Origin of the sequence: Protofrankia sp. CiP1_Cm_nod1 (assembly GCF_920888515.1) — a bacterium.
Taxonomy (GTDB): Bacteria; Actinomycetota; Actinomycetes; order Frankiales; family Frankiaceae; genus Protofrankia.
In genome coordinates, this window is record NZ_CAKKTM010000454.1 from 43,922 (window position 1) to 58,289 (window position 14,368).

At 71.9% G+C, this 14,368-nt stretch carries 9 protein-coding genes and 1 pseudogene; 2 read left to right on the forward strand and 8 right to left on the reverse strand.

Annotation, left to right across the window (positions count from 1 at the left end):
• Positions 1 to 184: 184 nt before the first annotated feature.
• From NBX02_RS21290 to NBX02_RS23445, 7 genes and pseudogenes are all read right to left on the reverse strand, one after another.
• Positions 185 to 562 (reverse strand): PIN domain-containing protein, encoded by a 378-nt coding sequence (locus tag NBX02_RS21290; protein WP_250292732.1) that lies wholly within the window; start codon positions 560 to 562, stop codon positions 185 to 187.
• The gene (locus NBX02_RS21295; RefSeq protein WP_250286015.1) at positions 559 to 843 is read right to left on the reverse strand and encodes a hypothetical protein; all 285 of its coding nucleotides are present in this window, start codon (positions 841 to 843) and stop codon (positions 559 to 561) included. Before NBX02_RS21295 ends, NBX02_RS21290 begins: the two co-directional genes overlap by 4 nt.
• Positions 844 to 1,086: 243 nt before the next feature.
• Entirely contained in the window at positions 1,087 to 2,994 is a 1,908-nt protein-coding gene (locus tag NBX02_RS21300; protein ID WP_250292737.1) for an ABC transporter ATP-binding protein, read from the reverse strand.
• Complete coding sequence (locus NBX02_RS21305; protein WP_250292740.1) at positions 2,991 to 3,914, reverse strand: ABC transporter permease; 924 nt, start codon at positions 3,912 to 3,914, stop codon at positions 2,991 to 2,993. Before NBX02_RS21305 ends, NBX02_RS21300 begins: the two co-directional genes overlap by 4 nt.
• A gap of 19 nt (positions 3,915 to 3,933) precedes the next feature.
• The gene (locus tag NBX02_RS21310; RefSeq protein ID WP_250285654.1) at positions 3,934 to 4,893 is read right to left on the reverse strand and encodes an ABC transporter permease; all 960 of its coding nucleotides are present in this window, start codon (positions 4,891 to 4,893) and stop codon (positions 3,934 to 3,936) included.
• Between the two features lie 166 nt (positions 4,894 to 5,059).
• Positions 5,060 to 6,691, reverse strand: a pseudogene (locus NBX02_RS21315) (ABC transporter substrate-binding protein).
• Positions 6,692 to 7,006: 315 nt separating this feature from the next.
• Entirely contained in the window at positions 7,007 to 7,120 is a 114-nt protein-coding gene (locus NBX02_RS23445; RefSeq protein WP_445548567.1) for a putative leader peptide, read from the reverse strand.
• A 1,001-nt stretch (positions 7,121 to 8,121) separates the two neighbouring features.
• Between NBX02_RS23445 and NBX02_RS21325 the strand changes: the two genes are divergently transcribed.
• Positions 8,122 to 9,843 carry a hypothetical protein gene (locus NBX02_RS21325; RefSeq protein ID WP_250292751.1) on the forward strand — a complete coding sequence of 574 codons (1,722 nt, stop codon included), beginning with the start codon at positions 8,122 to 8,124 and terminating at the stop codon, positions 9,841 to 9,843.
• A gap of 277 nt (positions 9,844 to 10,120) precedes the next feature.
• Here NBX02_RS21325 and NBX02_RS21330 read toward each other — a convergent pair whose 3' ends face one another.
• Complete coding sequence (locus tag NBX02_RS21330) at positions 10,121 to 12,250, reverse strand: tetratricopeptide repeat protein (protein ID WP_250292754.1); 2,130 nt, start codon at positions 12,248 to 12,250, stop codon at positions 10,121 to 10,123.
• 567 nt (positions 12,251 to 12,817) lie between these two features.
• Here NBX02_RS21330 and NBX02_RS21335 point away from each other — a divergent pair.
• The coding region (locus tag NBX02_RS21335) for a serine/threonine-protein kinase (RefSeq protein ID WP_250292757.1) at positions 12,818 to 14,368 on the forward strand (1,551 nt) is incomplete at its 3' end.

The window sequence follows — 14,368 nt, forward strand, 5'->3', positions numbered from 1 at the left end:
GCGAGGCCACAGCCCGCCGCCGACACTCATGACCTTTCTCGAAGGTACCACCGTGAGCCACCGGCAACGCCTGTTTCCCATCGATGCACCTGGCATTGTTTGATCATTCGATTCCGATCAATTTCCTTCAGGAGAGCGATGTCAGGCTCGGGCCAGATCGAGATCGACCGTCCGAGATCGGCCGTCAGAGCACGACAAGGCCGAGCGCGGGATCCAGCTTGCGCAGATCATGCGGATCAGAAGTGACGACCGTGGCCCGAAGCTTCCGTGCCAGCAACACGACATGGGCATCGACGACATCGCTCGCCCCCGATGCCGCCAGCAGCAGCCCGATCCGGGCAGCGATCTCCTCCGACAGGGACTCGACCCGCACCGCGCCCGTTCGCACCAGTTTCATGACGGCGTGTTGACGCGGTGATCCCCGCCAGGCCTGAGCGAGGACTCCCGCCGGCATATGCGCGGCCACCCTCGCGCCGACCAGGTCCGCGGCCAGCGCGAGCATCCGGCCGTCACGATGTTCCAGCGCGATGAGCGCGCCCGTGTCAAGGACAGTCGTTCTCACGCGGCCCCGGCCACCTGGGTGTCTCCGGCGTCATCACCGGCTTCGAGAACATCGTCGGCCGCCAGCACCGATCGCGCCCAGGCACGTGCGGCATCGTCCAGCCCGCCGGCCTCTTCGATCATCTGGTCCAGGATCTGCTGGGCCTGCGCCCAGTCCGGCTCGGCGGCGGCGAGACCGGCGAAGTAGGCCGACACCGACTCCGCCTGGCCGGCGTCAGCGGCCCGCTGCGCCTTCGCCGCGATCTCCTCCGGGACACTGATAGTGATCCGCCTGAAGCTCATAATTCAAGCATAAATCATGTGCACAGCCGCGCCCGGACGGCTTCTTCACCGACGGTCCTCTCCATCACCTCCTCGCCCGACAAGGCACGCCCAACAAGGCACGCCCGGCAAGGCAGTGCGTCGAACCCGGTGAGCCATTCGACGTAGGCGTCCTCGCGCCGTTGTCCATCCCGGCGTTGTCCATCCCGGCGTTGTCCATCCCGGCGTTGTCCATCCCGGCGTTGTCCATCCCGGCGTTGTCCGTCACGTGTGGCGACCACCGATGCCGGTCGGCTTCCCATCACCGGGCGAAGCGGCCTGACGCTGTTGCGACCATCTGGGGATCGCCTCCAGCAGCGCGCGGGTGTAGTCGTGCCGGGGGCTGGTGAACAGGTCGTCCGTCGGGCCGGTCTCCACGATCTGCCCGGCCCGCATCACCGCCACCCGGTGGGCGATCTGCCGCACGACGGCCAGGTCGTGCGAGATGAACAGGTAGGCCACGCCGGTGTCGGCCTGCAGTTCGGCGAGCAGCTCGAGGACCTGCGCCTGCACGGACGCGTCCAGCGCGGAGACGGGCTCGTCGCAGACGACGAGCTGGGGTGCCAGCGCCAGCGCGCGGGCGATCGCGACCCGCTGCCGCTGCCCACCGGAGAGCTCGGCGGGCCTGCGTTCGAGGACCGAGGCCGGCAGCGCGACCCGGTCGAGCAGGTCCCGGGCCCGGGCGGTGCGGGAGGCCCGGTCACCGACCCCGAACGCGCGCAACGGTTCAGTGATCACCTCTTTGATCGAGAACCGCGGGTCGAGGGACGCGTAGGGGTTCTGGTAGATGATCTGGGCCTGCCGGCGCAGCCGCCGCAGCCGCGCCCCCCTGGCGGCCGTGACGTCGTCACCGTCCAGCACGATCCGGCCGGCGGTCGGATCCACCAGGCGCAGGACGAGGCGGGCGGTGGTGGACTTGCCCGAACCCGACTCACCGACCAGGGCCAGCGTCTCGCCGCGGTTGACGGTGAAGCTGACGTCACTGACAGCGCGTAGCGTCCGGGCGGAGCCGCCGGCCGTACGGGGCAGCGGGAACTCCTTGACCAGGTTGTCGACCACGACGAGTGGCCGTTCGGCGGCCCCCGAGGGCTCAGCGGCTGCCGAAGGTGACGTCCGGGCCCGCGGCACGGCATGCGCGGGGGGTGCGGTGCGCGCGGGAGGTGCGGTGCGCGCGGGAGGTGCGGTGCGCGCGGGGGGTATGGCGCGGATGAGGGCGAGGCTCGGGGCGCTGCGCAGCAGCCGCTGGGTGTAGGGGTCGCGGGGGCTGTCGAGAATCTGGGCCGTGGGCCCGCTCTCCACGATCCGGCCCTGCGACATCACCGCGATGCGTCGCGCGCGGTCCGCGGCGACACCGAGGTCGTGGGTGACGAGCAGGACGGCGGTGCCGAGCTCGTCGGCCAGGTGCTGGATGTGGTCGAGGATCAGTCGCTGCACGGTGACGTCCAGGGCGCTGGTCGGCTCGTCAGCAATGATCATCTTGGGCTGCGCCGCGATCGCGATGGCGATCAGCGCCCGCTGCCGCATGCCGCCGGACAGCTCGTGCGGATACTGCCGGGCACGGATCTCCGGTTCGGCGAGGCCGGCCCGCTCCAGCAGCGCGACCGCCTCCAGCGGAGCCGAGCGGCGGGTGGCCAGCCGGTGGATGCGCAGCACCTCGGCCACCTGGACGCCGATCCGTTTCACCGGGTTGAGGGAGACGGTGGGGTCCTGCGGGACGAGCCCGATCCGGGCCCCGCGGATGGCACGCAGCTCCCGCTCCGACAGGGTGGCGAGGTCACGGCCACCGAACCGGACACTGCCGGCGTCGATGTGTCCCCCGGCCGGCAGCAGCCCGACGATCGCGTGCGCCAGCGTGCTCTTGCCCGAGCCGGACTCGCCGACCAGCGCGACGATCTCACCCGGCTCGACGTCGAGGTCGACACCTTGGACGGCGGGCAGCGGCCCGGTCCGGGTGCGGTACGACACGGACAGCCCGCGGATCGCGAGCAGGCCCGCGCCCGCGTGATCGCCGTCGTGATCGCCGTCGTGACCATCGGTGGGGATGCTGTCGGCGCCGGCGGTGGAGGCGCCGTCAGGGGAGGCACCGTCGCGGCTGCCGGGGCGGTCCTGGCTGTCGGTGCCGTGATCGGTCATCGTTGGGTGGCCCATTCTCCGTCCAGTGCCCGGGCGATGCGGTTGGTCGCCAGTACCGTCGCCGCCACGGTCAGGCCGGGCAGCGTCGAGAGCCACCACGCGTTGGCCAGATAGTTACGGCCGTCGGAGACGAGCGTGCCCCACTCCGGCGCGGGCGGCGCGGCGCCGTAGCCGAGGAAGCTCAGCGAGGACACCGCCAGCACCGCGGTCCCGAAGTCGAGCGTTGCCAGCACGACGACCGGCCCCATCGCGTTGGGCAGCACGTGCCGTCCGAGCACGCCGTACCAGCGCGTCCCCGACGAGCGCGCGGCCTCGACGAAGACGGCCTGGCGCACCCTGAGCACCTCGGCGCGCATGACCCGGGCGAAACTGGCCACGCTGGCGATCCCCACCGCGACGGCGACCTTCACCGTGCCGTACCCCAGCGCGGTCACCAGCGCCAGCGACAGGAACAGGGCCGGGATGGACAGCAGCACATCGACGAAGCGCATCAGCACGTCCTCGACCCAGCGGCCGGCGAATCCGGCGACCAGCCCGAGGGCCCCACCGACGACGAACGCGACCGCGACCGCGACCAGCGTCGCCTTCAGGGACAGCGCCGCCCCGTGCACGACCCGGGAGTAGGTGTCGCGGCCCAGTTCGTCGGTGCCGAACCAGTGGCGGGCGCCGGGCGGCTGGAAGTTGTCGGCCGGCACCCCCAGCAGCGGGTCACGCCCGGTGAACAGCGTCGGCCAGAACGCGGCCAGCACCACCAGCGTCACCACGATCAGTGACAGCACCAGCCCGGGACGGCGCAGGAAGAACCGCGACAGCCGCCGCACGTCCACGCCCAGCCGCGGGCCCGGCGCCGGCGACATCGCCTCGGACGGCGGCTCGGGCCCGGCCTGGACGGCCGGCCCGGCGGCCAGTGACCGGCTCACGAGGGGCTCCTTCGCACGCTCACGCGGGGCTCCTTCGCACGGTGGCGGCTACCACGACCCGTGGGTCCAACAACGGGTAGATCAGGTCGACGACCAGGTTGACCAGCACGAAGACCAGTGCGCCGAAGACGACGACCCCCTGCACGACCGGGAGGTCCTGCACGGAGACCGCGGCCGCGGTGATCCGGCCGAGGCCGTTGCGGGCGAAGACCGTCTCGATCACGACGGCGTTGGCCATCAGCTGCCCGACCAGCAGGCCGATGACCGTCAGCGCCGGCAGGGACGCGTTGCGCAGCGCATGGCCAAGATGGACGCGGGCCCGTCCGGCGCCCTTGGCCCGGGCCGTCTGCACGTACGGCTCGTCCAGCGCGGTGAGCAGGCTCTTGGCCAGCACCTGCGCGACCATCGCGCCGGTGGGGACCGCCAGGGTGACCGCCGGCAGGACCAGGCCGCGCAGCCCGTCGTTGCCGAAGGCCGGGAACAGCCGCAGCCGGAAGGAGAACAGCTGGACGATCATCAGGCCGACCCAGAACGTCGGTATCGACACCCCCAGCGACGGCAGCGACAGCAGGGCCTGGCGCAGCCAGCGCTGCGAGGTGTAGGTCGCGACCAGCGCCAGCCCGCCGCCGAGGAGCGTCGCGAGCAGCAGTGCCGCGCCGGTGAGCTGCAGCGTCTGCGGCAGCGCGTCGGCGATCACGGAGGTCACCGGCCGGCCGGTGGACACCGAGTCGCCGAAGTCGCCGCGCAGCGCACTGCCCAGGTAGTCGACGTACTGCACCAGCACCGGCTTGTCGAACCCGTACTGCCCCTTCAGCTCCTCAAGCCGCGCCGGGTCGATGGCCGAGGAGTCCATCCCGGCGCCGGCCATCGCCGAGACCGGGTCGCCGGGCAGGTAGTCCAGCACCAGGAACGACAGCGTGTAGGCCGCCCACAGCACGCCGGCCGCCTGCGCGAGACGCCGGATCACGTAACGTCGCATCCGCTGTCCTCCTCCCGCCCGACGCGGGCGTCCCGGCCCTCATGCCTCCCGGCCCTCGCATGTCCGGGCCCTCGCACGCAACTCTCTCGCACGAGGGCGCGGCACCCGCCTGGCCTGTCCCGGTCGTTCAGGCGCCGTCCGGCCCCGCGGGCCGGCTGGTGCCGTGTCAGCTCTTCCAGGTGTCGTGCAGCTGGATCCGGCTGGACGCCTCGAAGTCCAGGTTGTGGACGTTCTTCGACACACCCAGCTCGGTCTGCAGCTCCACGACCGGGACGACGTAGGCGTTCCGCACGATCAGCTGCTGGGCCTGGGCCACCAGGTTCTGCCGCCTGACCGGATCCGGTTCGGCCGCCTGGTCGGTGAGGACGCTGTCGAGCTGGGTCGGCGGCAGCCGGTACGCGTTCGCCAGCTGCGTGGAGTACAGGGTGCGCAGGATGTCGGGGTCGGCGCGGGTCAGGTTGCCCCACAGCACGTCGAAGTCGCCCGAGCGCTGGATTTGGGCCGCCTGCGCGATCTGTAGCTCCTTCAGCACGAGATCGACACCGACCGTCTTCAGCTGCTGCTGGACCAGTTCCAGGGTCGGCTTGTTGGTGGCCGCGTTGGCGAACCAGCTCACCGCCAGGCGCAGCGGGACGCCGTCCTTCTGCCGGATCCCGTCGGCGCCGGGCACCCAGCCGGCCGCGTCCAGCAGCGACCTGGCCCGGGCGGCGTCGAAGGCCAGGTCCGAGCCGAGATCCTGGTAGCCGGGGGCCGTGTGCGCCAGGATGCTCGTCGCCGGGTGGGTGCCGGTCGGGAACACCGTGTCGGCGACCTGCTTGCGGTCGATGGCGAACAGGATGGCCTGCCGCACCTTCTGGTCCTGCAGGATCGGCCGGGAGTTGTTCAGGCTCAGGTTGAACACCACCCCCGGGTTGGCCCGTGCCTGCAGGCTGGCCCCGCCGCCCTTGAGCGCAGCCTCGTCGGCGCGGCCCACGCTGCCGATCGCGTCGACCTGTCCGGAGGTCAGGCTGGCGCTGCGCACGCCCGCCTCCGGGACCACCTTGAACGCGAGCGTGTCCAGGTACGCCTCGCCCTTCTTCGTCCACAGGGACGAGCCCCAGTTGTAGCCGGTGCGCTTCGCCAGCGTGATCGACTGGGCCGGCGCGTACTTCGACAGCACGAACGGGCCCGACCCGGTCACACCCTCACCGCACCGCTGCTGCGGGGTTCTGGCGATGCTCGCCCCCGACACCAGCCCCAGCGAGAACGTCGACGTGGCCTGCAGGAACTGGGCGTTCGGCTGCCTGAACGCGACCGCGGCGGTGAGGTCGTCGACCACCGTGGTGCCCTCGTAACCGCTGAGGTAGCCCGTCCCCAGGACAGCCAGCGCGCCCAGCTTCGGTATCGCGTCGAAGTTGTCCTTGACCGACCGCGCGTTCACCGGCGTCCCGTCGCTGAACGTCGCACCGGGCCGCAGGTGGAAGGTGAACGTCCTCGCGTCCGGGCTGATCTCCCAGCGCTCCGCCAGCCACGGCACGATCTAGCCCGTCCGGGGGTTCTGGTCGGTCAACGAGTCGACGATCTGCCGCAGCGAGTAGATCGTGTCGTTGCTGCCCACCTGCTGCGGGTCCACACATCCCGCGTCCGAGCCCACCGCAAAGGTCAGCGTGCCCCCCGGGCGGGGTGTGCCGGCACGCGCACCGCTGGTGGGCTCGTCGTCATCGGAGCCACAGGCGCTCACCAGCGTCGCGGCCGCGGCGAGCGCGGCAACAGCCACCGCCCACCGAGGAGCGGGCCCGGACCGGGCTGATCTGTTCACAACAGTCCTTTCCTGCGAGGCAGCCGAGGGAAGCAGCCGGCGGGGCCGTATACCCGCGCACCTGAAATCCCGGACGGACCGTGACAAAAGCACAGAACAGGCAATGAAAAGAACAACGCGTTATGCGATGGACACGTAATGCCGACCCGCATGGTGTGGCGTCAGGACCACCACAGGCAGAAAGACGAGCCGAAACATGGCGATGAGGACGCACCGTGAGCCACGACCGGTGACACGGCGATGCCATGGAAACGCCAGACAGATCCACTCACGGCTGACGGCGAGCGGAGCCGGTATCAGCTCAGACGCTGGCGGCTACGGACACAGACAGCTCGTCACCCGCTGTAGATCGATATGCCGACGCGAGAACGTCGCCGGGGCGACACAGCACGGCGAAACAGCGCAGGCATGGCCATGCGACCGCTGCACGCTGGTTTCCTCCTACGACCACGCACGCGCCCACACGACCGCTCTGTCGCGCCAGGCTCATCTCTGGAGCGCCCGACCGCGGACGTGGCTACCGGCCGGTGAAACGGAGCCCGACACCGACGTCCGGTGCCAGAAGCTACCCGCCCACAGATCACCCGTCAATATCGACCGACAAGGTAGAAAATCAGCCCGACCAGGCCGGTCGCGCCCAGTCACTCACCGCATCGTCCAGCCCACCAGCTCCTTCAGTCCTCTGCCCCGGAATCCGCCGGGCCCGCACCCGGTCCGGCCCCGCGACGGCGACAGCGACAGCGGCGAGACCGTCTGCCGAGGAGGGCCGGCCCTGCCGACGAGGATCCCGTCGGCGAGGTGGACGGTCAGCGAGGTGGACGGTCAGCGAGGTGGACGGTCGGGCCGCGGCGGGCGCTGCCGGTGGGTAGCGTGGCGGAGGTCGTGGACTCGGGGGGTGGTGGCGATCGACCGACCATGGCTGCGGGTACCGATCGGGCCCGAGGCAGCTTCGTGGTCGACGGTCACGGCGTCCCGCACGGTGCTCGTGGTGGCCCACACCGTCACCTCGACGAACCGCCTGCTCGACGTCCTTCCCGCGCTCACGGCCGACACCAGGGTCCAGGTGGTGTTCACGACGACCGGCACCTCACCCTTCAACGATGGCGTCGTCGACCTGCTGGCCGGTATCGGCGCGCGGACAGTACCGTGGGAGCAGGCGGTGGCGACCCGTTTCGACCTGGCCCTCGCGGCAAGTCACGGCGGCGACCTGCACAAACTGTCGGCTCCGTTGATTGTCATGCCCCACGGCGCCGGATATAATAAATATTTGAAACCGGAAACCGGAAACCGGAAACCGGAAACCGGAAACCGGAAACCGGAAACCGGAAACCGGAAACCGGAAACCGGAAACCGGAAACCGGAAACCGGAAACCGGAAACCGGAAACCGGAAACCGGAAACCGGAAACCGGAAACCGGAAACCGGAAACCGGTGTTCGGGCTGGCCCGGGAACAACTGTTACGCGACGGGAAGGTCGTCCCGTCCGCGATCGTGCTCTCGCACGAGGAGCAACGCGCCCGGCTGCGCCGCGACTGCCCGCAGGCCGTGCCCGTCGCGGTGGTGGCCGGTGATCCCTGTTACGACCGCCTGCGCGCGAGCCTGCGTTTCCGCCGGGAGTACCGCGGGGCGCTGGGAGTCAGCCCCGCTCACACACTGGTGACACTCACCTCGACCTGGGGCCCCGGGTCGCTGCTGGGCCGCTGGCCGCACCTGCCGGCCCGCCTGCTCGCCGAGTTACCGGTGGACGAGTACCGGGTCGCGGCGGTCGTGCATCCCAACGTCTGGCACGGGCACGGCCCATGGCAGCTCCGGGCCTGGCTGGACGAGGCCCGCCGGGCCGGCCTGCTGCTCATACCCGCCCGGGAGGGGTGGCGCGCCGCCCTGGTCGCCGCGGACGCGGTGATCGGCGACCACGGATCCGTCACCGTGTACGCGGCGGCGCTGGACCGGCCGGTTCTCCTCGCGGCGGGCGACCCCGCCGAAGTCGACCCGGACGGCTCCACCGCCGCCCTGCTGCGCACCGCGCCCCGGCTGACGGCCACGGCGGGGCTGCGCGCGCAGGTGGACCGGGCCGTCGCGACACACCGACCGGGCCGGTACGCGGATCTCGCGGCGGCCACGTTCGCCCGGCCCGGGGAGTCCCTGCGGGTGCTGGCCGACCTGATGTACCGGCTGATGGGCCTGCCACCGCCCGCCGGCCCACCGAGCCCGGCCCGGGCCCCGGCGCGCGTGCCGACGCCCGAACACGAATGGCGGCACCCGACCGCTCTGCTCGCCGAAACAGCCATCATCGCCGCCGGCACCGGCACCGGCACCGGCACCGGCACCGATGATGGCACCGGCAGCGGCACCGATGCGGACACCGGCCTCGGCACCGGCATGAGGGCCGCCGCGGGGACAGGCCTCGACCGGGATGCGGACGTGGGGACGAGCACGGAGGCGGGGATGGACCAGGATGCCGGGGCGAACCGGACGGCAAAGGCCGGCCAGGATTCGGACCAGGGAACAACGGCGACGGCGACGGCGACGGCGACGGCGACGGCGACGGCGACGGCGACGGCGACGATCACAATCCGGCGACTGCCCGCGGTCGCGGACGGGCGCACGGACGGCCACCTCCTGACCGGTGGGCGCCCACGCATGACCGACCCGCACCTGGTCGTCGACATCGCCGAAACCGACATACGGCTGCTGGAGAGCGCCGACGTCATGGTGCGGCGCGTGCCCGGCATCGACTATCCCGCCGAGGAGTGGCTGGCCGACACCCTCGCCGACTACCCGGGCTGCCGGCTCGCCGCCGACGTCTCGGACCCTCCGTACTGCCTCGTCCGCCTCCGGGACGGCACGACGCTCAGGGCCTGGATGCAGGCATACGTCATACAGTCAACACAGCAAGCCGCCATGACCACGACGCAAACCGCACCCACCAGCACGCCCATACCGCCATCGGTGCCGACATCGGCGCCGACATCGACGGCGTGGGCACCCGCACGGGCGCCGACGCCGACCGACGACCCGGCCCTGCTCGCCTCCGCGATCTACGGATGGTTCGTCGAGGGCCGCCGGCCGGCGTTACCCGCCACCGGCCTACACGTCCAGACCGGGACGCGAAGCATGATCGTTCATGCGTCCAGAACAGGCACCGGGGAGTAAGCCGCGGCCAGCGCACCACCCCGCGGCCACAACCCCCCGGCCGGGCAGCCACGCCCATGTCGGATCACAAGAACTGGATCACAAGAACGAGTACGAAAGTGGCTGCCACAGCGACCACATATCCCCTCGTTCTCATGATTCGACAGTATTTGATCACAAGGGATCGGGCGGGGGGCGGTTCGGGACGAGGGACGGAGGGGCGGAGTGCGCGGAGGGGCGGAGAAAGGAGCGGCGTCGGCGTGTGCCATGTTGGACGCACCGGGCGGGTCCACGCGTGTCACGTCGCCGGATTGGTGTCCGCCAGTAGTGCCTCGCGTAGCCGGTGGGCGCGGGGGCTGCCCGCGTCGGTGTACGCGGTGAGCGCTTCCTCCCGGTGGCGCCGGGCCGCGAGGTGGTCCCCGGTCGCCGCGGCCACGTCGGCGAGCACCTCCGAGGCCAATGCCACCTGGAACGGGACGCCGCGGCGGCGCATGATGTCGATCGCCGCGGCCAGCGCCCGCTCCGCGTCGGCGTAACGGGCCAGGTCGCAGTGCACCTCCCCGAGGCTGATGAGCACCCGCGCCTGGTTGTGCTCGTCCGGTAACGCCTCAAAGCCGGCCAGGGCCTCCGCCAGCACCGCGGCCGCCTCGGCGGACCGGCCGGAACCGGCGAGCGCCCGTCCGAGATGGTGGGTCTGCAACGCGACGCCCCGGGCGTTGCCGAGGTCCGCGTTCATGCTCCGGGAACGCTCGAACGCGGCGATGGCCGCGGGGTAGTCCGCCTGCTCGAAGCGGGCCCGGCCGACGAACTCCAGCACGGACGCCTCCACCCGGCGGTTCACCGCCACACGGGCGAGCCGGATGGCCTCCTCGAACTGGGCCTCGGCCTCGGCGAAACGCTCCAGCTCGACCAGCGCCCGGCCCAGCTGGCTGCGCATCCTCGCCTCGGCCGCCTGATGGCCGAGACGAGCCGCGGCGGCAACGGCGAGCTCGTGGGATTCCAGCCACTCGGGGTAGTGCTTACGGTTGTAGTACAGCACCCACAGCGCCTCGCACAGCTCCCAGACCGCCGTGTCCCAGCCGCGCGCCGAGGCCGTGCGCACCGCGTCCAAGAGATTCGACCGCTCCGACTCCAGCCAGTCGAGCGCGGCGCCCGGGGAGGACAGCCGGGCCGGGTCGACGGCCGAACCGGCCAACGGCACGTCGTCGTCCCCCCGGCCGGCGTCATGATCGCCCTGACCGCTCCGGCCGGTACGACCGCCCTGATCGGTACGGCCGGCCCGGGTCGCACCCAGCAGCCGTTCGGCCCACCCGGCCTGCTCGGACAGCCGCATCCGGGAACCCATCGCCACCCGGTCGGCGACGGCCGCGCCGCGCAGGTACGCGTCGACGACGCGACGGGCGACATCGTCACGCCACTGTGGCGACTGCTCGCTCTCGGCGCATCGGAAGGCGTGGATCCGGACCAGTTCGTGAATTCGATACCGGCCGTCGCCCACCGCTTCGACCAGGTTCGCCGAGAGCAGAACCGCCAGCGCGTCCTCGACGACATCGGGGGGCAGGCCCGTCGCGGCCACGGCCACGGGCCCGCCGAACTCACGTCCCGGATGCAGGCCGAGCACCCTGTACAGGGCGCGGGCGTCGGCCGGGAGAGCGGCGTAGGCGACTTCCAACGCGGCTTCGATCACCGGATCACCTTCCAGGGACAGCCGGTCCAGCCGGCCGCGTTCGTCCCGGAGCCGGGCCGCCACGTCCGCCATGGCCAGGTGCGGGCCGGCCTTGAGCTGGGCACCGACGACACGCAGCGCGATCGGCAGCCCGCCGCACAGGCGCACCATCTCCGCGGCGGCCTCGGGCTCCCGGGACAGCCGCGCCGGCCCCACCATCCTGGAGATCAGCTCAACGCCGTCCGCCGGGGCGAGCGGACGCAGCGTCAGCAGATCGGCGCCGTCGGCGAGCAGCGCGGTGAGCCGATGATGGCTCGTCACCACGACCAGGCTGTCCTCCGAGGCCGGCAGCAGCGGGGTCACCTGCGACGGGAACTCGACGCCGTCGACCACGACCAGCAGCCGCAGACCGGCGGTGCGCTGCCGGTAGGCGGCTGTCAGACCCGCCAGGTCGGCCGGGATGCGGCCGCCGTGCGCGCCCAGCGCCTCGACGAACCCGCGCAGGACGTCACTGACCGCGGCAGCGCCACGGCAGGCCAGGCGCTCCACGTCGACGTAGAGCTGGCCGTCGCCGAAGCGGGGCCGGACCTCGTGCGCCCAGCGGGCCGCCGCGGCGGACTTGCCGACCCCCGGCATCCCCGTCACGACCACCACCCGCGGACAGGCAATGTCGGTGGGGCGGTCGAGCAGGTCGTGGAACGCCGCCCTGTCCGCGTTCCGGTTGACGAAGACCGCCGACACCGCGGGAAGCTGAACAGGCACGTCAACCGCTGTCGAAGCGACGGCGGACTAACGGGAACCCGCCTCCCCGGCATCCCGGGCCCACGACCGGTTCCCGCCGACGTACCCGGACAGCGTGTTGCCCGGCGCCCCGACGCTCCCGGCCAGCCGACCGTCGGGAACGCGCGGCCCGGCCGGCGACGGCGAACCCGTCATGGACACCGCCTCGTTCGACAACGTTCAGACAACCGGCCCGGACAGGCCCGCCCTGCCGGCGGCGGCAATACGCGGCACCATTACATACGCGCCACCACACAGCGTGGCCTATCCGTATGGATACTACGACACCGGCCTTTTCCTTTCTCCGGACGTCTCTCCCCGGACGCCTCTCTCCGGACGTCTCCCGGATATCTCCCACCTCGGGGTCTCCCGCCTAGGGGTCTCCCGCCTAGGGCCCCGCGGGCGACCCCGGCCTGAACCCACTCCGGCTGTCGGGCACCCGCCCGTCCGTCCGACCGTGAAACCGTGGACAACTGCCTATAGTGGACGACGTGGACCGCCGGTCACGGTGAGAATCCGCCAGATCATGGTCCGGGTGGGGGTCCAGCCATGCAGCCACTGAGATCGGACGATCCCACCCAGGTCGGCCCGTACAGGCTGGTAGGGCGGTTGGGTGCCGGCGGGATGGGCCGCGTCTACCTGGGTCGCTCACCGGCCGGCCGTGCCGTGGCGGTGAAGGTCGTCCGGCCCGAGCTCGCCGACGACCCGCAGTTCCGGGACAGGTTCGGCCGCGAGGTGCGGGCCGCTCGAGCCGTCAGCGGCGCGTACACGGCCGCGGTCATCGACGCCGACCCGGCCGCCGACCGTCCCTGGCTCGCCACCGCCTACGTGCCCGGGCTGTCCCTCGCCGAGACCATCCGCCGGACGGGCCCGCTCCCCCAGGAGGCGGTGCGCACGCTCGCCGCCGGGCTCGCCGAGGCGCTCGCCGCCGTGCACCGGGCCGGGCTCGTCCACCGGGACCTCAAACCGTCGAACGTGCTGCTGGCCACCGACGGCCCGCGGGTCATCGACTTCGGGATCTCCCGCGCGGCCGACGCCACCGGGCTCACCCTGACCGGTGGCGTGCTGGGTTCCCCCGGTTTCATGGCACCCGAGCAGATCACCGGCGGTGAGATCGGCCCGCCGTGTGACGTGTTCGCCCTCGGCGCGCTCATCGCCTTCGCCGCGACCGGCAGGGAGCCGTTCGGGACCGGCCCCACCCCGGCGCTGGTCTACCGACTGGTCCATGCTGAGCCGACCCTCGACGGCCTCGACGGCGACCTGCGCGAACTCGTCACCGTCTGCCTGGCGAAGGACCCCGCCGCCCGGCCGGCCCTGACGGACATGCTGGCTCGGCTCACCGGCCAGGATCAGGAAACGACCGTTCTGCGCCCCGGCCCCGGCTGGCTGCCACCGCCGGTGGCCGACGTGCTGAGCGCCCACACCGCGGCCACCGGCACGGACGACCAGCCGTCCGACGCCGACCAGCCGTCTCCCGCGGCACCTGTGCCGGTGCCGGTGCCGGTGACCCCGGCTCCGGTTCCGGCCGTATCCGGGACGGACGACGACGGGCCGCACGCACGTCCCGGCCCTGGTGACGTCAGGTCACCGGTCGACTTGGCCGGAGCTCTGGCCGAAGCGACCACGACCCGGAGCGAAGCGCTCACCGTCCGAGCCGAACCAGGTATCGCCCAGAGCGAAACATCCACCGCCCAGGGTGAAACTACTGCTGTCCAAGTCGAGCCGGCCCCCGCCCAGGCCGCAACGGCCACCCCTCAGAGCGAATCGGCCACTGCCCAGGTCGAGCCAGCCGCCCCTCAGGTCGCAGCGGCCATCACCCAAGCCGTGGCGCGTGAACCAGCCGCAGCGCCGCTGACGACGTCACGGGCCCGACGCCGGCGCGGGGCTCCGCTGGTGATCGGAGCCGTCGCGCTCGTCGTCACCATTGTCGCGATCGTCGTCGGCCTGGCCGCGACCACGAACGGGTCCGGCGGGCAGGGCGCGGCAGCCGGTGACGCACGGCTCGAAGCCACGGCGTCGCCCGCCGCGCGCCCCACCTCGACGAGCGCCGGCTCATCGCCGGACCCGTCAGCGACCACGTCCGCCGGCATGTCCACGGAG